This is a genomic window from Gluconobacter sp. (genome assembly GCF_047723935.1).
Lineage (GTDB): Bacteria > Pseudomonadota > Alphaproteobacteria > Acetobacterales > Acetobacteraceae > Gluconobacter.
Genome location: NZ_JBDOBO010000018.1, coordinates 1 through 18,862 on the forward strand (window position 1 = coordinate 1; position 18,862 = coordinate 18,862).

The following is an 18,862-nucleotide window of genomic DNA, read 5'->3' on the forward strand; positions in this document are numbered from 1 at the left end:
CCGTTTATCGCCATAGCCGGGGACGAACCCCTTGCACTGCTGAACATAGGAGTGCTGTTGCCGTCCTGCAAGGGGAAAAGACGAAGCGCATGATGATGCCGCCCGGACTCGTCTCTTGCGGTGGCGGGAGATGTTTCGTCATGCTAGAGCCGCGGCCTATGGCACTGACATCCGAACAGCGCGCTGAAATTGAAGCGCAACGCAATGAGCCCCAGCTGACCTCCCGCCCGACCGTTCCGGCGATGGAGAAACTTCTTTTCACGCCCATCGAGGTGCTGGATCATGGTTTCCTGCGCGTCGTCGATTATATGGGCGATGATGGAGCCGTCGTTCAGGCTGCGCGGGTGTCTTATGGGCGTGGCACCAAGAAGGTGTCTGAAGATGCCGGACTGATCCGCTATCTGATGCGTCATCGGCATTCGACGCCGTTCGAGATGTGCGAGATCAAATTCCACGTGAAGCTTCCGGTTTTCGTGGCACGGCAGTGGATTCGTCATCGCATGGCCAGCGTGAACGAATATTCCGCGCGCTATTCGATTCTCGACCGTGAGTTCTATCTGCCAGCTCTGGATCAGGTTGCATCGCAGAGCGCCTCGAACCGTCAGGGACGTAGCGAAGCTCTTGATCCGGAAACAGCAGAGCGCGTGCTTGAGATTCTGCGTCGTGATGCCAGCCAGTGCTACGACGATTATGAATCAATGCTGGACCCGGAGGGCACTGGCCTGGCCCGTGAACTGGCGCGCATGAACCTGACGCTGAACACCTATACCCAGTGGTACTGGAAGATCGATCTGCACAATCTGATGCACTTCCTTGCCCTGCGCGCAGATCCGCATGCGCAGTACGAGATTCGTGTGTACGCAGAAAAGATGATCGAACTGCTGCACGCCTGGGTGCCGGCAACGGCCGCTGCATTCGAAGAATATCGTCGCGGAGCCTTCACGTTCTCAGCGGGGATGCTGAACGTTGTGCGCCGCCGTCTGGCGGGAGAGGCCGTGACGCAGGAAACGTCTGGGCTTTCCAAGCGCGAATGGATCGAGATGAACGCCATTCTCGAATCAGAAGCCTGAGATAGCCGAAATCGTGAACGATTTTGATAAGCTCCTGCAAGACGCCCCTTCCGTGCAAAGTGAAACCGCGGCTGAGATAGAGCCGCGGTTACCACGGATCTGGCCTTGGGCGATTCTGGCAGGACTGCTTATTCTTGCGTCCGTGTGCATCCACATTTTCTGGCCTGCACCGGCACATAAGCATATGGCCCTTTGTAAAAAGGGCCTGACTGAACACTGCTATAAAATTGACCCCACCGCCGAAAATTGAGTTCGTATTTCGGTGAGTAAAATGGTCGGTGGATTTCCTGTTTTCCGGAATCGCCGTTTCTGAACGGATTCTACGGAGAACGAATGTGGAATCACGTCGGACTCACATTTCGTAGATCTTAATCAACAAACTTATCCACAGGGTTTGGTCCCATAAAACTGGGTTCGAAGGCGTGGACGATTCTTTTTGGGGAATCGTTCAGAAAGCTTGATTTTCTGGGAAAAATCGTGGTGCCGGGTGAGGGATTTGAACCCCCGGCCTTCGGTTTACAAAACCGCTGCACTACCACTGTGCTAACCCGGCATCCACAGCCCGGCTTTTTCCACGCCGAGACCCCTTTGGTCAAGCTCCTGAGTGTCGATTCTGTAATTTTATCGTGTCGCAGGGGTCATGAGGCTCGGTGGTGGGGGGAGATGGGAGGAGTTATTCGTGAAGCCGTAGCCATCTGAAGAAAGCCCATGATGGACTACAGGCGGTCGAGCACAAGCCGACAGAAGTAGTGCTGTTCCCAGCAGGAGAAGACGGGTCATGAGGAAGCCTTTTCATCAGAGTGGCTGAGAGCCTCGGCAATAGTCGTGGCGAGGGCCGTGTAGGCACGGGCAGCTTCGCTGTCAGGTGCCGAGAGAATAATGGGCGTGCCCTGATCGCCGCTGGCCCGGATGTCAGCCAGCAGGGGAATTTCGCCGAGGAACGGCACGCCAAGGCGTTCGGCCTCTTCTCTGGCACCACCGTGGCCGAAAAGCTCAGTGCGGTGATTGCAGTTTGGGCAGCAGAAATAGGACATGTTCTCCACAACGCCGAGGATGGGGGTTTCCATCCGTTCGAACATGGAAACGCCACGTCGCGCATCCAGCAGCGCAATGTCCTGAGGCGTGGAGACAATAACAGCCCCACCCTTGGCCATCTTGGCTCCAAGCTTCTGGGCCAGTGTCAGTTGGGCATCACCGGTTCCGGGTGGCATGTCTATGACAAGGACGTCCAGATCTCCCCAGTCCACTTCTCCAAGGAACTGGGTGAGGGCGCCCATGACCATGGGGCCACGCCAGATCATGGCCTGATGCTCGTCCACCAGATAGCCGATGGACATACTTTTCAGCCCCCAGGCTTCAATGGGGATGATCCGGCCTTCGACAACTTCGGGGCGTGTGTTGCGGCCGAGCATGCGTGGAAGGGATGGGCCGTAGATGTCTGCATCCAGGAGGCCCGTCCGAACACCGAGTTTGGCAAGGCCGGCTGCAAGGTTCACAGCGGTTGTGGATTTGCCGACGCCTCCTTTGCCGGACGCAACCGCAACGACGGCTTTTACGCCCGGCAAAAGCGTCTCTGGAGCATGACGGCGGGACGCATTCTGCCGTTTGCCGCCCAGATTGAACGGCCGATGACTGACCCCTGCTGCTGGATCTGGTGTGTTGGCCGGTGGTGGCGTGGTAGCGCGATGGGCTGTCAGGGAAATTGTTGCTCCCGTCAGGCCTGGAATGCGCGCGATCTCTGCTTCAACCTGAGGTCTGATCGGCTCCATGCGCGACACATTATCTCGCGAGGTGGCAAGGGTCACGTGCGCATGTCCATCGCGGACTGAAACACCTTCCAGCGATGCAAAGGACAACACATTCGACCCGGGGCCAGCCTGTTCATTGTTCAGAATCTCGGAAATGCGTTTTTCGGCATTGGCATGGGATTCGTCAGAAGAACTGGTCGGGGGAAGATGATCGGTCATGCCAAGACTCTTTTTCTGGGGGAACGGCCTGTCAGGAAGAAGAAACAGCGTAGCATACGCCCCTCCTGAACTACAGGATGGTGACGAAGGGCAGTCTTCTGCGTTAGCGTGTCACCATGAGCAGATTGACCGCCAGCCTTGTCCTGTCCTGCGCCGTTTCCCTGGCGCTGTCCGTCACGACGGTACAGGCCCAGACCGCCCCGCAGCCCTCTCCGGCACCCGTTCCAGCCCCGCGCTCCGTTCCGTCCAGCTTTGCGGATCTGGCAAATCGCCTTCTTCCGTCCGTGGTGAACGTTTCGACGTCTGCTGTGCTCAAGCCCGGTAAGGATGAGGACAAGGGGCCGGACTCCAGTGGTCCGGATGGCCCGCAGGTGCCGCAGTTCCCACAGGGCTCTCCGCTGGAAAAATTCTTCCACGATTACATGACGCACAAGCCGGCACCGAACCGCCCTCCGCGGCGGATGCAGGCTTTAGGATCAGGCTTTATTGTCGATCCGGCGGGCATTATCGTGACGAACAATCACGTCATTGAAGGCGCAGATCAGGTCTCTGTGACACTTCAGGATGGTACGGAACTGCCGGCAAAGATTGTGGGGCGTGACAGTCAGGTTGATCTGGCCGTTCTGGAAGTCAAACCGAAGCATTCGCTGCCAGCTGTTCCGTTAGGACACAGCGATGCCGCCAGGATCGGAGATTGGGTGGTGGCCATTGGCAATCCGTTCGGCCTGAACGGAACGGTCACGGCAGGTATCATCTCGTCCCGCGGACGGAATGTCGAACACGGCCTGTATGATGACTATATCCAGACGGATGCAGCCATTAACCGGGGAAATTCTGGCGGTCCGCTTTTCAATCTTTCTGGCGAAGTCATTGGCATCAACACTTTGATCTATGGTGGAGCTGGCGGTGACTCCATCGGGATCGGCTTTGCCATCCCGGCAGATGACGCGCGTGGCATCATCGATCAACTGCGTAAGACAGGTCATGTGTCGCGCGGGTGGATGGGACTGAAGTTCCAGAATGTCTCTTACGACATTGCTGAGGACCTTGATTTCCACCAGGCGGACGGCACGGTCGGCAAGGGCGCTCTGGTATCTGAAGTGGGGCCGAAAAGTCCGGCAGCTCAGGCTGGCCTGCAGGTTGGTGACATCATCACTCGTGTGGGTAGTCAGGATGTGACGGGTCAAACCATGCCGCGCATCATTGCGTCCATTTTGCCTGGAACAAAGACAGAGCTGACCGTCTGGCATAAGGGCAGCATCAAGACGCTTCCGATCACGCTGGCACAGTCGCCAAACGCGCCAGATATGCCACCGTCCGACACGCATCAGCCAACGCATACGAAAGCAGCTTTTGGCGAGCTGGGTCTCGCGGTGCGTTCCATCGATGCGGAAATGCGCACCCAATATGCTCTGACGGACGACCAGCGTGGCGTGCTGGTGGATCGGGTTGAACCCTCCAGTCCGGCCACATCTCGCGGGATTGCCGTTGGGAATGTGATTACGCAGGTCGGGCAGGATCAGATCGACACACCGGATGCCTTTGCTAAAGCTGTGAGCCGCGCGCTGGAACAGAAAAAGAAAGAAGTTCTGCTGTTGGTGCAGGATGATGACGGGCTACGCTGGGTGCCAGTCCCCTTTCTGGGAAACTGACTTAATTTGGATCAATACGATTGAGGGACGACGGAAAATTACATTATCGGTTTTGCTTCAAAAGCGGACCGGTTTGCGCCGTTTCTCAATCTGAATGAGGCCGCCCTATTTGTCGCTGCGGCGTGGCCTCTCAGGTTCTGAGCGCCAATCCCGATTGTGGTGTTCTGTTTCTTGGGGGCGATACCGATAGTCATTCCAGAAAATGGCTGGTCCAACGGATCGTTTGAATGAGTCGGCGCTCGGAAACGAGTGGACTGAAGAACTCGGAAGCTCTTAAAGCGCTCATGAAATGATGAGTGCTCTGAAAAAAATCACACAGACCTGGCTGATGGTTCCGCCCAAGGGAAGCAACTGGCGGGAGGTCCTGCGACCTGCCACACGCCAGACCATTCGCGTTCTGGTTTCGATTGTCACGGCCTGGGTTGTGGGCATGACGCTGCATCTTCAGGAAACAATATGGGCGCTCGTGACCGCGCTGATTGTTACGCAGTCCAGCATAACGCAGACAATGGCAACAGCCCGCGATCAGATTACCGGGACTCTGCTGGGCGCTGTTGCGGGGATCGTAGCGGTCTTGCTGGAAATGTGGACGGGTCTGCGGTGGCTGCCTTTCTGGGTAGTTCTTGCGCCATTGGCCTTCCTCGCAGCCGTTCAGACCAATCTGCGGTTTGCCTGTATTACCCTGATTATTGTGTATCTGTTTCCCAGTGAAGGCAGCCCGTTCCTGCCAATGGTGACGCGGCTGACGGCTATCATGATTGGTGTGGTCGTCTCTCTGGTGGTGTCTTTTGTGGTATTGCACAGCAGTGCCCGAAAGCAGGCTTTCCATACGTCCAGCCGCATCCTGCGGCGTCTGGATGGATTGCTGGAAGGCGCACTGGATCAGAAAACGGGCTGGCGGGAAATTGAAACCCGGAACGAAGCCTGCGTGGCCCTTCTGATCGAACTTGAAGGCGCAGTGGAAGAGGCCAGACGCGAGCGTTTCAGTGACCTGGAGAAGCGCGACCCTGTGCTCGCAGCACTTCCAAGGTTGATGCGGCGGCTCCTGAACGATACGATGCTGGTGGCTCGAGCAATCGCGACAGGCCGTGCAGCAGGGAATACAGGCCTTGTTCCACTCTACAAAAGCCTCAGCCACACGCTGAGAGCATTGGCTCATAGCTGTGAACAAAGATTTGTTCGCAAGCAGGACCGTCATCCGCATCAGCCGGAAGACAAGGACATTCTCGAACTTCTTCCTCGGCTGGAAGAACAGACGCGGCCTGAAATGCGCTTCGTCATGTCTCTGTTCAAGGATGATCTGGAGCGCGCCGTAGGCGTTCTCATGCGGGACGATGCCAGTGCTGCCAAAGGGCTCTAGGTGCCAGTTGATGGCGTTTTTTCGAAACCCGGTCGTGATCTCCCGCGTTTTCTGGAGAGCTCGGTGCATCTGCCCGGAAAGCCAGCCCCCGTCAGAGGCTGGTCATTAGGAACGGAGAAATCCATGATTACGCACGAAACCCTCAAGTCTCTTCCCGCCGGTGTGCAGGCTCCGCCCTACGACATCAACGGGATAAAGCCAGGGATCGTGCATTTTGGTGTGGGCAATTTCTTTCGTGCCCACGAGGCATTCTATGTTGAACAAATTCTCAAGGATGATCCCAACTGGGGCATCATTGGCGTCGGTCTGACGGGCGGTGATCGCTCAAAGAAAAAAGCTGAAGAGTTCAAAAAGCAGGACTGCCTTTTCTCCCTGACGGAAACCGCACCATCCGGCAAAAGCACTGTCCGCGTCATGGGCGCATTGCGGGATTATCTGCTGGCTCCGGCAGATCCGGAAGCTGTACTGAAGCACCTCTCAGATCCTGCCATCCGGATTGTTTCCATGACGATCACGGAAGGCGGCTACAACATCAATGAGTCGACGGGTGCGTTCGATCTTGAGAATGCGGCTGTTCAGCAGGATTTGAAGACGCCGGAAGCGCCGTCCACGATCTTCGGATATGTTGTGGAAGGGCTCCGTCGCCGCCGGGATGCCGGGGGTAAGGCCTTTACGATCATGTCCTGCGATAATCTGCGGCACAACGGTAATGTCGCCCGTAAGGCATTCCTGGGTTATGCAAAGGCCCGTGATCCGGAACTGGCTAAGTGGATTGAAGAAAACGCCACATTCCCCAACGGAATGGTGGATCGCATCACACCGACAGTGTCTTCAGAAATTGCCAAGCGCCTGAATGAGGCCAGTGGCCTGAGCGATGACCTTCCGCTCGTTGCTGAGGATTTTCACCAGTGGGTGCTGGAAGACAGCTTCGCTGATGGACGCCCGGCACTGGAGAAGGCCGGCGTCCAGTTCGTCGATGATGTGACGGACTACGAACATGTGAAGATCCGCATGCTGAATGCTGGTCACATCATGCTCTGCTTCCCAGCCGTTCTGGTCGGGTATGAGAATGTTGATGAGGCGGTTCGTGATGCGGATCTGCGGGGCAATCTGGAGAACTTCCTCAACAAGGATGTCATTCCGACCTTGGAAGCCCCGCCGGGCATGACGCTGGAAGGGTATCGTGACAGCGTGATCAGCCGCTTCTCCAACCCCGCGATGGCTGACCAGACCCTGCGAATTTCGGGGGATGGCTCTTCAAAAATTCAGGTCTTCTGGACGGAAACAGTGCGTCAGGCGCTTGAAGGCAAGCGGGATCTATCCCGAATTGCGTTTGGCATGGCAGCCTACCTTGAGATGCTGCGTGGGAAGAGCGAGAAGGGTGGAACCTACGAGCCGTTCGAGCCAACCTTCGGTGAGCAGCAGAAGGCGCTTGCGAAGGCAGATGACTTTGAGAGCGCGCTGAAGCTTCCGGCTTTTGATGCCTGGCGTGACCTTGATAATGCGACACTGAATGAGAAGGTCATCGCGTTGCGTAAGATCATTCGCGAAAAGGGCGTGAAAGCTGCTCTGCCAGCCTAAAAATAATTGGCTGACAGGTTTTTGAACCACTTCTCTTCATTGAGAGGTGGTTTTTTTCTTGATGGGCTATGCCTACTCTGTCCCGTACGGGTGTCGTGGCTGGAGAAATATCGCCGTGCGGGTCGATATAATCGTCAGACCTGTGAGGTTAAAGCTGGCGGTCTCGTTTGATGCGGTCCCATGCCGCATTGATCCGGGCTACGCGTTCCTGGGCACGCTTGCGCTCCAGATCCGTCATGGGTTTCTGAGCAATAACATCCGGATGATACTCGCGGATGAGCGTGCGCCACCGAACGCGGACTTCCTTGTCAGACGCTGTACGCGTGATGCCGAGAACGCGATAGGCGTCTGGCTCGCCAGTGCTGGCGGCACGACTGTCGCCACTTTCTGCCCGTGTCCATGCTCCGGATGACAGCCCAAACGCACGATGGACACGCTGAAGAAAATCGATTTCTTTCGGATGGAGTTCTCTGGATGCTCCAGCATCTGCACGGGCAATCCGGAAAAGGGCCACCATCAGGTTTTCCAGCGGTGCCTTGTCGTCTCCGTAAGCTGAGCCCATCTCGCGGGCGTACATTTCAAAATCGTCCGTTCGCTCCCGCGCGCGGTCGAACAACATGCCAACTTCACGCGTGTTGTCGGGTGGAAACTGGAAGCAGGTTTTGAACGCGTTGATTTCGGAGCGATTGACGGGCCCGTCGACCTTCGCCAGCTTTGCGCACAGCGCCACAAGGCCAATGGCGTAAAGCTGGTCCTTTTTGCCCATGGCCGCCGCAATTTTTGCAGCACCAAAGAATGCTGCACTGTTCGGGTCAGGACGACCCCGGGCAGGAAAGCGTTCGCTCCACCCCCCAGTAGAAGGATTAAGCAGAGAGCCACTGTCGGCGGCATGCCCAAGGGCTGCTCCCATCAGTGCCCCGAACGGGCCGCCGACTGCGAAGCCAGCAACACCACCGAACATTTTGCCCCAGATAGCCATATCGACAATCTAGCATGGTCCCGGAAAGCGGCAAATGACAGATCGGACATGTACCGCCCACAGAAAGAACTGGATCTCCCGGAGGCTTCGGGTGTTGAAGGAGCATCATGAAAAACAAGGTCACCCCAGTTATGTCCGATCAGACCCAGCATCTCCCTGTCGCCCAGTCTGCGGCGCCCGACGATTACGAGGAGAAGATGCAGGCTCTGATTCGCAAGCTTCCTGAATGGATGCAGAAGACCGTGAGCTGGCTACGTGAGCCAGAGCGTAAATGGATTCGTATTCCGGCGGGTATTCTGTTCATGCTCGGGGGCTGTATGGCTTTTCTGCCAGTCCTCGGGGTGTGGATGATTCCTGTCGGTATCCTGCTCCTTTCCGAAGATATTCCGTTCTTCCGTCGTTTGATGGAGAAAGCTCTGAACTGGATCCAGAGAAAGCACCCTGACTGGATGGATCTTCCTCCGAACGCGAAGTAATCCGATCAGTCGTCGGCCGTTTTCCGCGCATCCATGAGAGCTGCAACACGGAGAGCTGAAGCCAAGGGGCGGTCTGGTGTGCGTTTCGCATCAATCGACGCAACAAGGGCCGCAAAGCTCAAGGCCCGCTCCGTAGCCATCTGATCCAGGACTGCCCAGAATTCTGGTTCAAGCGCAACGGACGTCCGATGTCCTGAGAGCGAAAGGCTGCGTTTGATAAGGTCACTCATGTCAGGCGCTCCAAAGCCCAGCGGGCGGTTTCGGCAATATCGGGATCGGGGTCAGACTGAAGAGCCTGCGCTGAGGATACGAGAGCAGGATCGTTCGAGTTGCCGATTGCGATCAGAACATTACGGACAAACCGGTTGCGACCTATGCGCTTTACCGGTGAGCCCGAAAAAAGCGTGCGGAAAGCCGCGTCATCGAGGGCCGCCAGTTCTGCCAGTTTTGGCTCAATCAGTTCGGGTCTGGCCTGAAGCTTGATGTGGCGGGACGCCTCGGCGAAGCGGTTCCACGGGCAGGCGGAAATGCAGTCGTCACAGCCATAGATGTGGTTACCCATCTTCTCCCGCAGGTCGTGCGGGATCGGCCCCTTGTGTTCGATGGTCAGATACGAAATGCACCGCCGCGCATCCATACGATAGGGGCCAAGGAAAGCATCTGTCGGGCAGGCGGTCAGGCAACTCGTACAGGTGCCGCAGCTTCCGCCTTTTGGCTCGGACGGGCTTAAATCCAGCGTCGTGTAGATTTCTCCCAGCAAAAGCCAGGAACCATGGGTGCGGGACACCAGACAGGTATGCTTGCCCTGCCAGCCCAGATGCGCCTTTTCTGCCAGAACGCGTTCCGAAACCGGGGCCGTATCGACGAAGACCTTCACCTGCGTAGTCTCATCGCCCAGCTTCACGACGAACTGCGCCAGATGCTTTAGCATCCCTTTGATGACGTCATGATAGTCCCGGTTACGGGCATAGACGGAGATATTGCCCCGATCCGGCTTACGCAGCGTTGCGTCCGGGTCTTCGGCGGGTGCGTAACAGACTGCGAGGGAAATGACGCTGCGGGCTTCAGGCCAGAGGGCCTGCGGGTGGCTGCGCTGTTCGATGCGCGTCTCCATCCATTCCATCGTTCCGTGATGGCCCTGGGCAACAAAAGCGCGCAGGCCGGCTTCCACATCCGGGCCAAGCTCCGCCGCGCAGAAGCCCACGGCATCAAACCCCAGATGCCGGGCATGGTCCTCGATCCGTTCCTCAAGGGAACGTCCGGGGTGGGAGAGGGACGGGCGTGATGTCATGCGCTCAGCAGATGGATGGAAAGCAGAATCAGCAGTTTACGCCATCTTTCCCCCAAGGGGCCAATCAGACATGATGGGATGTCTTCATTCTCCGATGAGAGAACCGGTTATGCGTCGTTCCTATGTCACCCTAGATGTTTTCACGGACCAGCTTTTTGGGGGGAATCCTCTGGCGGTCGTGCTGGATGCGGCGGGACTATCGACCGACCAGATGCAGAAAATCGCCATTGAGTTCGGGTATTCTGAAACCACTTTTGTGCTGCCTGCAGTAGAGGCAGAGCATACAGCGCATGTCCGTATCTTTACGCCAGGCGGAGAGCTGCCATTCGCCGGGCATCCTAATATCGGAACGGCTTTTGCCCTGGCGCGGCAGGCAGAAGCGCAGGGCCGGGATCTGCCGGAAACGCTGGTGTTCGAAGAAAAGGCCGGGCTGGTCCCTGTGCGGCTGGAGCGTGAGAACGGCCGTGTCATTCGGGCGGAACTCATGGCGCCGGAAGCAATAACACGTCGGAGCCGGATGATCCCTGAAAACGCGGCAGCCTGTCTTGGGCTTCAACCGCAAGATATTCGCACCGATCATCATGCTCCCCAGATCGTATCGGTCGGCCTGCCGTTTCTGATTGTCGAACTGGCGTCCCGCGAGGCTTTGCGCCGGGCCTATGGTGAGATTTCTGCCCATCGCACATTCCTTGCGTCCAGTGGAGTGGACTCCGTTTACGCCTATACGCGGAACGCTGGCGAAAATGCCTTTGAAAAAGATAGCGACATTCAGGGGCGGATGTTCTCTCCCCTTGATGGTATTCCGGAAGATCCTGCAACAGGAAGCGCAACTGTCGCCGCCGTGGCATTCCTATCGACCTTGCAAAACGGTGCCGATCTGTCCCTGACCTTTACGCAAGGTGTAGATATGGGACGGCCGAGCCTGCTCGAAGCCAGAACCCAGGCGGGGAAGGCCTATGTTGCGGGTTCCTGTGTCGCTGTCATGGACGGATTCTTCACTTTGGAAAGCGAAGTCTGAGAACGGTCTGTTGCAGAGTTTATAACGGTCTGAAAATGTCTTGTCAGGGGCGTGGGCAGTCGGCATCGTGCCACCATGCGATGCACCATTCCTTCCGTTCTCGTAGCGGCTGCCCTGTCTCTGACGGCCCTGTCTCCTCTGGCAAGGGCCGAAGCTCCGTCTGCTGTTGAGCAGACTTACAACTCCCTTCGGAATGATCCGGTTCGGCTTGGGCTGTTCCTGAGAGCCTTCCCAAAGGGCGCAGATCTGCACAATCATCTCGTAGGGGCAATCTACGCAGAAAACATGCTGGACTGGGCCGCCCGGGACGGGTTGTGCGTTTCTCTCAAAAGCCTTGAGATCCTGAGCCATGCCTGCCCGCATCCTAAAGATGGGGAGATGCCAGCCGCTGCTTTGGCGGGAAACCCGGATGCAGAAAACCGCCTGATTGACGCCATGTCCATGCGGGACTTCACGCCGTCTCCTTCTGACCGTTCAGGCCATGACCACTTCTTTGCGGCTTTTCAGCATTTTGGAGCGATCGACGCAGCCCATCAGGGAGATATGTTGGCAGAGGTCATGGATCGTGCCGCACACGATCATATCACCTATATCGAACCCATGATCTCTCCGGCTCTTCCAGCGATGATCCATGCAGGTTTCAAACATCCGATGAATGGTGAGGATTTTGCTGCCGCTCATAAAACGCTGGAGGCTGAAATCCCGGCGCTTGTCACGCAGGCCCGTCAGGAGACGGATGCCATGGACAAGCAGGCACAGAAGGTTCTGAAATGCGGCACGCCCGAGGCTCATCCGGGTTGCAGCGTGAGTGTGCATTACCTTTTCCAGGTTCTTCGTACGCTGCCGCCCCAAGCTGTCTATGCCCAGCTTGATGCCGGATATGCGGTCGTTAAGGCCGATCCCCGATTTGTCGGCCTTAATATTGTTGCACCGGAAGATGATGCTATCGCCATGCGGGACTACACCCTGCATATGCATATGTTCAGATTTCTTTCACAGGTTTATCCGGGTGTGAACCTCAGCCTTCATGCTGGTGAACTGACTGGCAAGCTGGTTCCACCTGAAGGACTGAAGCATCACATTCGTGAAGCCATTGAAATTGCCGGCGCCAAGCGTATTGGCCATGGCGTTGATATCGCTTCGGAAGACGACGTCGCCGGGCTGCTGGCCGAGATGGCTAAGAAGCACGTCATGGTGGAAATCAACCTGACGAGCAATGATGAGATCCTGAACGTGAAGGGCGCTGAACATCCGTTGCCGCTCTATCGCCGGGCCGGTGTTCCTGTTGCGCTCTCAACGGATGACGAGGGCGTTTCTCGTGGTGATCTGACACAGGAATATGTTCGCGCTGCTGGAACCTACAATCTCAGCTATGCGGACCTGAAACAGATGTCCCGTACCGGGTTGGAATATGCGTTTATTCCGGGACAGAGCCTTTGGGACAACCATCAGGTTGGCAAGCCTGTTGCAGCCTGCCAGACCCTGCCTTCTTCACAGCCTGAGAGCGGCCCTTGTGCTGATCTTTTGAAAGCCAGCGAGAAAGCTCGCCTTCAATGGCAGCTTGAATCGCGGTTTGTCGCCTTTGAAACCTCCGCTCCACACGAAAGCCTCTATCAATGAACCGCCTGAAAACTCTCCTCGGGGCGACTGCCCTGTCCGTCCTCGCAGTTTCAGGCAGTGTCTCCAGCGCATCTGCCAAAACGCGGCCTATTCCTGTGCGCGTGGTTGTGGTGACGACCTTCGAACTTGGCAAGGACACGGGAGACACGCCGGGCGAGTACCAGAACTGGGTTGAGAAGCTCCCGCTCTCGCAGGAAATTCCGGCCCCCGGTACGGACCATGATGTCATGCACTACAATCCGGAACTGCATGTTCTGGGTATCGCGTCCGGGGAAGGGCCGGAGCACATGGCGTCCGCCATCACGGCGCTCGTCCTTGATCCACGCTTTGATCTGAAGCACGCCTATTTCGTTCTGGCCGGGATCGGTGGTGTCGATCCGAAGTTTGGGACGGTCGGGTCTGCCATTTGGGCACCACGTGTGATCAATGGTGGTCTATCGCATCTGATTGATCCGCGGGAAATTCCGAAGTCCTGGCCTGATGGCTTTACGCCTGTTCAGGGTAGTGTTCCGGATGAAAAGCCACGGCCGCCGCTTCATTCTGTTAGCGGAGACATGGTTTACACGTTCAATCCGGAGCTCGTGCAGTGGGCTTATGGCCTGACGAAAAACATGAGCCTGCCAGATACGCCGGGCCTTCAGGCGTCCCGTGCCCGCTATAAGGGGTATCCAGAAGCCCTGAAAGCACCGTCTGTTATGGTGGGGGATACCATTTCCGGCGAGACGTTCTGGGCTGGTGAGAAGATGAATGCCTGGGCTGAGCGCTGGGTTCGTTACTGGACGGATAATCAGGGCACGCTCGCCACGACGGCCGAAGAAGACGTTGCGTTCTGTCAGGCACTTGCCGCACAGGCCAAGGCAGGGCGTGTTGATCCACAGCGTGCGTTGATCCTGCGCACGACCAGTAATTTCGACATGCAGTATCCCGGTCAGACGGCCGCTGAACTATTGGCGGAAGAAGCTCACGAGGGCAGTTATTCCGCGTTCATTCCGTCGGTCGAGGCCGCTTATACGGTGGGAAGTGTCGTCGTACGTGAACTGGCGACCCACTGGGATAAGTATGAGAAGACAATGCCACACGCCTTGTAAGAACCTACTGCCTTTTATCTGAGGGCAAGAGGTGTACGCCCTGAACTCCGGGGAGTGCCGCCAGGGCCGTAATACCGTGGGAAATTGCACGTTTCCCACGGATCCTGACAGTCATCGTCGTGATGTTTTTGGGATTGGCATCCGCATTGCTGAAGGTAAGGCTATCGAGGGAAAAACCCAGTTCTGTCATGCATGTCAGAACTGGTTTTACCATGTCCTCTCGATACTGTATCGCAAGCTCCGAGGTGCGTTCCCGTGTGTTGGGAAGGCGTTTCAGGAGGCGCGGATACAGCACCATGACGATAAAATGTGCCCCGGTCGTTGCCAGCGCCAGTAGAATGAGGCCACCACCACACGCCATACCCAACGCAGCTGTAAACCAGATGGAGGCTGCTGTTGTCAGGCCCCGGACGATATCCCGACGCATGAAAATCACGCCACCGCCCACAAAACCGATTCCGGAAACGACCTGAGCTGCCACGCGTGACGGGTCCAGAACGACTCTGCCGGGCGCCAGGATATCCATAAAGCCGTATTTTGAGATCAGCATGAACAGGGCAGCCGAGACCCCGACAAGCGTATGAGTTCTTAGGCCTGCGCTCTTTTGCCGAAGTTCCCGCTCCAGCCCGACAAGCGAGGACAGGATGAATGCCAGCACCAGTTCTTCGAGCTGAAGCCGACCTTCACCGATAAAACCTCTTGCGGTCAGGTCGAAAAAACCTGTCATGACCCAGCCTTCTTCCCGTCATAATAGCAGTACTAACGCTGCGTTGACGTCGAGTGTTCGAGGGTCATGACGTAAAAACCAATGTGATGAATCAATTCTGGCCGGGAATATGCGTCCGGTAGGTCGCCCAATGTGCGATCAGTTCATGGACAACCGGCTCACCGGCACGCTCGTTGTTGTCGAAAGCAAGTTTCTGGCCGGGTGCTTCGTCGCCGATGCTCTCGGTAATCGGCACGCCTGGGGGCGGCATATCGAAATTGCTCCCTGAGCGCAGAACCATGACGCGGTTCAGATCGACATATCCCAGACGGGCCAATGTCCGCATATCGAGCTGATAGGTCTGGCTTTCCTCATTGGTCATGACGAACTGACCCTGATCTTTCGTCCACAGCTTTACCCATTTTTCCGCCCACTCGTTGCGAGACGGGCCGTGCCAGTAACGAAGCGCCCCAAGCGTCTCACCCATGATGAGCATCGGCGGTTTCTGGGCATTGGGGAAGCCTTTCCAGGCTTTCCGGCGCTCGGCAATGGCAGGATCATCTGCCATTTGAGTGTTCTTGCTCAGGTTGAAGGCCCAGTTTGCCAGACCCTGATTGAGCGGATAGGCCTTGCTGAGTTCCGCCACATCCGTGACAGAGCCATAATGGTTTGCGTTGGCTGGCAGCGTATCCGGCTTGTCCGCCCCGATGGCATACAAACCATACGGCCAGCCTTTCGGAACGGTGCGGTCATCGATTTCCCGCAATGCGTCTCCATCTACAACCCAACGTGCCCAGGCCACACTCCCAACAGACGCGACATTCGGATTCACGCCGGAAATACCGGTGAAAATCCAGTAGGTGTGCGTCAGATCATAATGCGGGTCGAGGGCAAGCGCGTGCAGGTCAATGCTGCCGCTCTTCAGGGCGATGCCATAAACGCCATCCGCATTGCGGCGCAGCTTTTCCTGTACGCCGCGAATGGGGCGTTCTTCGTTAAGATGAAGACGCTCCACCCAGTCCTGATATTCGCCCGGTTCGTCGCCCTTGTCCGCGCCGACTTCCCAGTTGGCAACAACAAGAACCTTGATTTCTTCCTTATGGGGCGCAGCCAAAGCACTGCCCGCACAGAGAAGCCCGGCAAAAGCCAGGCCTGCATTAAAGCGTTTCAAATCCGTATTCCCCAAAGCCGAAGGTCGTTGGGGAAACACATTATTGGAACAGGATCAGAATGAAAACTTACAAAGCGAGAGAGGGCATGGGCCATTCGTCTTCGGTCCAGTCTCCCTTGGACCAGTCCTCGCGTAGTTTGATCGCCAGCTCGTTCAAAGTACCGTCCACGATAGCGGCACGGATCTGCCGCATCAGGCGCTGGTAGTAGGCCAGATTGTGCCATGTCAGCAGCATCGGGCCGAGCATCTCGCCAGCACGGAACAGGTGATGTAGATAAGCGCGGGTGTAACGACCGGCCATCGGGCTGTCGTCATGCGGTGTCAGCGGGCGCGTGTCTTCAGCAAAGCGTGCGTTGCGCAGGTTGATGTAGCCGCGCTCCGTATAAGCTCGCGCCGTACGGCCAGCACGCGAGGGCATCACGCAGTCGAACATGTCCACACCACGCATGACCGACCCCAGCAGATCGTCCGGCGTACCAACGCCCATCAGGTAGCGCGCCTTGTCCTGCGGAAGCATTGGCGTTGTGAAATCGAGGGTCGAGAACATAAGTTCCTGACCTTCACCCACCGCCAGACCGCCGATCGCATAGCCTTCGAAGCCGATCTCCGTCAGCGCCTTGATGGAATATTCGCGCAGGTCGCGCTCGGTGCCGCCTTGCACGATGCCGAACTGGCCATAGCCCTCACGTGCCACGAATGCCTCACGGGAGCGGGCTGCCCAGCGCATGGAGAGTTCCATGGATTTGCGGAGCGCTTCCGGCGTGGCGGGGAGGGCCGGGCACTCATCGAACGCCATGGTGATCGTGGCATCGAGCTTGTATTGGATGTCCGTCGAGATCTCAGGCGACAGACGATGCTTGCTGCCATCAATATGGGACTGGAACGTCACGCCGTCCTGATCGAGCTTGCGCAGTGCACCGAGAGACATGACCTGAAACCCGCCAGAATCCGTCAGGATCGGGCCGGACCAGTCCATCATCTTGTGCAAACCGCCCAGCTTTTGCACGCGGTCCGCCGTCGGGCGCAGCATCAGATGGTAGGTGTTGCCCAGAACAATGCCTGCGCCCGTGGAGCGAACGGCATCCATGGTCATGCCCTTCACGGTGCCAACGGTGCCAACGGGCATGAAGGTCGGGGTCGGGACGGTGCCGTGACGGGTATGCAGATGGCCGGCGCGGGCCTGTCCGCAGGTTGCTTCCGGAACCCACGTCATCTTTGTGGCCTGTTCGGTCATGGTGCTCGCTCCAGAAGGCAGGCATCGCCGTAGGAATAGAACCTCAGTCCGTTGGCGATGGCGTAGGCATAAGCCTCACGCATGGTGTCGGTGCCGCTGAACGCGCAGACCAGCATGAAGAGCGTCGAGCGCGGCAGATGGAAATTGGTCATGAGCAGGTCCACCGCCTTGAAGCGGTAGCCCGGCTTGATGAAAATGGACGTCTCACCCCGCCAGGGCTGAATCGTACCTTCTTCCTGCGCCGCACTTTCCAGCAGGCGGAGAGACGTGGTTCCGACAGCAACAACACGGCCACCGCGGGCGCGTGTTTCATTGATGGCCTGCGCTGTTTCCGCGTCGATCTCGCCCCATTCCGCATGCATGCGATGCTCCGCGATCGAGGATCGGACGGGCAGGAACGTGCCAGCGCCAACATGAAGCGTTAGCGTCCGGCGCTGGATACCTTTTGCGTCGAGCGCGGCCAGCAAATCCGGCGTGAAATGCAGCCCAGCGGTGGGCGCCGCCACAGCCCCGCGATGCTCGGAAAAGATCGTCCGGTAATCGCTGTCATCCTGCACGGTCGGGCCGAAAGGACGGTCGATATAAGGCGGAAGGGCCAATGCTCCCACGCGCTCGAGGAACGCATCGAACGCATCCCCTTCGACGGAAAAGCGGATGCTGACGGCACCATCGCCTTCGTTTTCCACAACGGATGCCGTGACCAGATCATCGCCAAAGTTCAGCGTATCGTTCGGCTTCAGCTTGCGGGAGTTGCGGGCGAGCGCATGCCAGCTTCCGTCAGCCAGAATCCGGTCCAGTGTAATGCCGATTTTTGCCTCGCCGCGCGTGGCGGAGAGCTGGGCACGGATGACGGCAGTATTGTTGGCAATCAGCAGATCGCCTTCCCGCAGCAGGCCAGGCAGATCGCGTATGATCCGCAGATCGGGTGCTTCTCCGGACCGCACATGCAGCAGCTTTGCGCTGTCACGCGGTCTGGCGGGTTCGGTCGCAATATGGTCGCGGGGCAGTTCGAAGTCGAACGTGGCGAGTTCATCCGTCATGGGATGCTCTCTAGCAGGTTCAGCCAACATGAAAACGCCGGACCAGGTGGCCCGGCGCATCTTTTCGGTCAAAAGGCGATTTTTTTGGCGTCAAGCCGTCGAGGTGGATGCGTTTCAGGCGTCGTGTGCGGCCTCATGAACGATAACAGGCTCGTTCATGACCGGGAAATTGACCGATCGTACGATAAAGCACATGTCGTGCGCCTTGTGATGCAGGTCCAGTGCTTTCTCGGCGTCTGACGTGGTGGACAGGGTGACGTGGGGATGAAGCGTTACGGACGTGAACTGCCCGGCGCCGGTGCGTTCTTCTTCCATTTCGCCGGTGGCATGGTCTTCGTATGCCGTAACGACGATGCCTGCCTGCGCACAGAGCCCCAGAAACCAGAGTTTGTGACAGGCTGACAGGGGTGCCAGAAGCAGATCTTCAGGATTCCATCGGGCAGGGTCTCCGTGAAAAGAAGGGTCGGATGATCCTTCAATCCTGGGCTTGCCCGGTGCGGTAATATCGTAATTGCGCGTGTAGCTGCGGGCAGAGGATGTGCCGGTTCCCGTATTGCCGGTCCAGACAACCTTCACGGAATAAGTGTGCTGTCTTCCTGCCCTGATGGC

At 57.4% G+C, this 18,862-nt stretch carries 18 protein-coding genes and 1 tRNA gene; 8 read left to right on the plus strand and 11 right to left on the minus strand.

Translation table 11 applies throughout. From position 1 onward, the window contains the following. Positions 1–158: 158 nt before the first annotated feature. A complete protein-coding gene (gene thyX / locus ABF979_RS08470; protein ID WP_415559169.1) occupies positions 159–1,070 on the plus strand; it encodes an FAD-dependent thymidylate synthase in 912 nt (303 codons plus the stop codon). A gap of 478 nt (positions 1,071–1,548) precedes the next feature. Here thyX and ABF979_RS08475 read toward each other — a convergent pair. The 3 genes from ABF979_RS08475 to ABF979_RS08485 all read right to left on the minus strand — a co-directional run bounded on the left by ABF979_RS08475 (position 1,549) and on the right by ABF979_RS08485 (position 3,037). After that, positions 1,549–1,623: transfer RNA gene (locus ABF979_RS08475), tRNA-Thr, on the minus strand. 68 nt (positions 1,624–1,691) lie between these two features. After that, positions 1,692–1,850, minus strand: a complete 159-nt coding sequence (locus ABF979_RS08480; protein ID WP_202207209.1) for a hypothetical protein — start codon at positions 1,848–1,850, stop codon at positions 1,692–1,694. Beyond that, the gene (locus ABF979_RS08485) at positions 1,847–3,037 is read right to left on the minus strand and encodes a P-loop NTPase (RefSeq protein WP_415559109.1); all 1,191 of its coding nucleotides are present in this window, start codon (positions 3,035–3,037) and stop codon (positions 1,847–1,849) included. The genes ABF979_RS08480 and ABF979_RS08485 overlap by 4 nt, the downstream gene beginning before the upstream one ends. Positions 3,038–3,153: 116 nt before the next feature. Here ABF979_RS08485 and ABF979_RS08490 point away from each other — a divergent pair, with 116 nt between their 5' ends. The 3 genes from ABF979_RS08490 (at position 3,154) to ABF979_RS08500 (ending at position 7,630) form a co-directional block, all read left to right on the plus strand. Further along, on the plus strand, positions 3,154–4,689 hold the full coding sequence (locus tag ABF979_RS08490) for a Do family serine endopeptidase (protein WP_415559111.1): 1,536 nt from the start codon (positions 3,154–3,156) through the stop codon (positions 4,687–4,689). Between the two features lie 289 nt (positions 4,690–4,978). After that, positions 4,979–6,049, plus strand: a complete 1,071-nt coding sequence (locus ABF979_RS08495) for an FUSC family protein (protein WP_237389920.1) — start codon at positions 4,979–4,981, stop codon at positions 6,047–6,049. A 123-nt stretch (positions 6,050–6,172) separates the two neighbouring features. Then, positions 6,173–7,630 (plus strand): mannitol dehydrogenase family protein, encoded by a 1,458-nt coding sequence (locus ABF979_RS08500; RefSeq protein WP_415559114.1) that lies wholly within the window; start codon positions 6,173–6,175, stop codon positions 7,628–7,630. 148 nt (positions 7,631–7,778) lie between these two features. On the opposite strand, the gene ABF979_RS08505 is transcribed toward ABF979_RS08500, so the two are convergent. Further along, positions 7,779–8,609 (minus strand): TerB family tellurite resistance protein, encoded by an 831-nt coding sequence (locus tag ABF979_RS08505; RefSeq protein ID WP_046900812.1) that lies wholly within the window; start codon positions 8,607–8,609, stop codon positions 7,779–7,781. Between the two features lie 107 nt (positions 8,610–8,716). Between ABF979_RS08505 and ABF979_RS08510 the strand changes: the two genes are divergently transcribed. Then, positions 8,717–9,085, plus strand: a complete 369-nt coding sequence (locus tag ABF979_RS08510; RefSeq protein ID WP_415559116.1) for a hypothetical protein — start codon at positions 8,717–8,719, stop codon at positions 9,083–9,085. A 5-nt stretch (positions 9,086–9,090) separates the two neighbouring features. Here the strand turns inward: ABF979_RS08510 and ABF979_RS08515 are convergent, their stop codons facing one another. Both ABF979_RS08515 and queG read right to left on the minus strand, forming a co-directional pair. Then, positions 9,091–9,315 (minus strand): ribbon-helix-helix domain-containing protein, encoded by a 225-nt coding sequence (locus ABF979_RS08515; RefSeq protein ID WP_415559118.1) that lies wholly within the window; start codon positions 9,313–9,315, stop codon positions 9,091–9,093. After that, a complete protein-coding gene (gene queG, locus ABF979_RS08520) occupies positions 9,312–10,376 on the minus strand; it encodes a tRNA epoxyqueuosine(34) reductase QueG (protein ID WP_415559120.1) in 1,065 nt (354 codons plus the stop codon). Before queG ends, ABF979_RS08515 begins: the two co-directional genes overlap by 4 nt. A gap of 109 nt (positions 10,377–10,485) precedes the next feature. Between queG and ABF979_RS08525 the strand changes: the two genes are divergently transcribed. The 3 genes from ABF979_RS08525 (at position 10,486) to ABF979_RS08535 (ending at position 14,102) form a co-directional block, all read left to right on the plus strand. Further along, positions 10,486–11,394, plus strand: coding sequence for a PhzF family phenazine biosynthesis protein (locus ABF979_RS08525; RefSeq protein ID WP_415559121.1), 909 nt, complete (start codon positions 10,486–10,488; stop codon positions 11,392–11,394). Between the two features lie 75 nt (positions 11,395–11,469). Beyond that, a complete protein-coding gene (locus tag ABF979_RS08530; RefSeq protein WP_415559171.1) occupies positions 11,470–13,014 on the plus strand; it encodes an adenosine deaminase family protein in 1,545 nt (514 codons plus the stop codon). After that, positions 13,011–14,102 (plus strand): purine nucleoside permease, encoded by a 1,092-nt coding sequence (locus tag ABF979_RS08535; RefSeq protein WP_415559123.1) that lies wholly within the window; start codon positions 13,011–13,013, stop codon positions 14,100–14,102. Before ABF979_RS08530 ends, ABF979_RS08535 begins: the two co-directional genes overlap by 4 nt. Positions 14,103–14,106: 4 nt before the next feature. Here the strand turns inward: ABF979_RS08535 and ABF979_RS08540 are convergent, their stop codons facing one another. The 5 genes from ABF979_RS08540 to ABF979_RS08560 form a co-directional block, all read right to left on the minus strand. Then, positions 14,107–14,829: an MgtC/SapB family protein gene (locus tag ABF979_RS08540; protein ID WP_415559125.1), complete on the minus strand. Its 723-nt coding sequence runs from the start codon at positions 14,827–14,829 to the stop codon at positions 14,107–14,109. A 91-nt stretch (positions 14,830–14,920) separates the two neighbouring features. Beyond that, a complete protein-coding gene (locus ABF979_RS08545) occupies positions 14,921–15,979 on the minus strand; it encodes a purine nucleoside permease (RefSeq protein WP_415559127.1) in 1,059 nt (352 codons plus the stop codon). Positions 15,980–16,046: 67 nt separating this feature from the next. Next, the gene (gene tgt, locus ABF979_RS08550) at positions 16,047–17,213 is read right to left on the minus strand and encodes a tRNA guanosine(34) transglycosylase Tgt (RefSeq protein WP_202207218.1); all 1,167 of its coding nucleotides are present in this window, start codon (positions 17,211–17,213) and stop codon (positions 16,047–16,049) included. Beyond that, positions 17,210–18,253 (minus strand): tRNA preQ1(34) S-adenosylmethionine ribosyltransferase-isomerase QueA, encoded by a 1,044-nt coding sequence (gene queA / locus ABF979_RS08555; protein WP_415559129.1) that lies wholly within the window; start codon positions 18,251–18,253, stop codon positions 17,210–17,212. The genes tgt and queA overlap by 4 nt, the downstream gene beginning before the upstream one ends. Positions 18,254–18,367: 114 nt before the next feature. Then, positions 18,368–18,829, minus strand: coding sequence for an OsmC family protein (locus ABF979_RS08560; protein WP_415559131.1), 462 nt, complete (start codon positions 18,827–18,829; stop codon positions 18,368–18,370). Between the last annotated feature and the right edge of the window lie 33 nt (positions 18,830–18,862).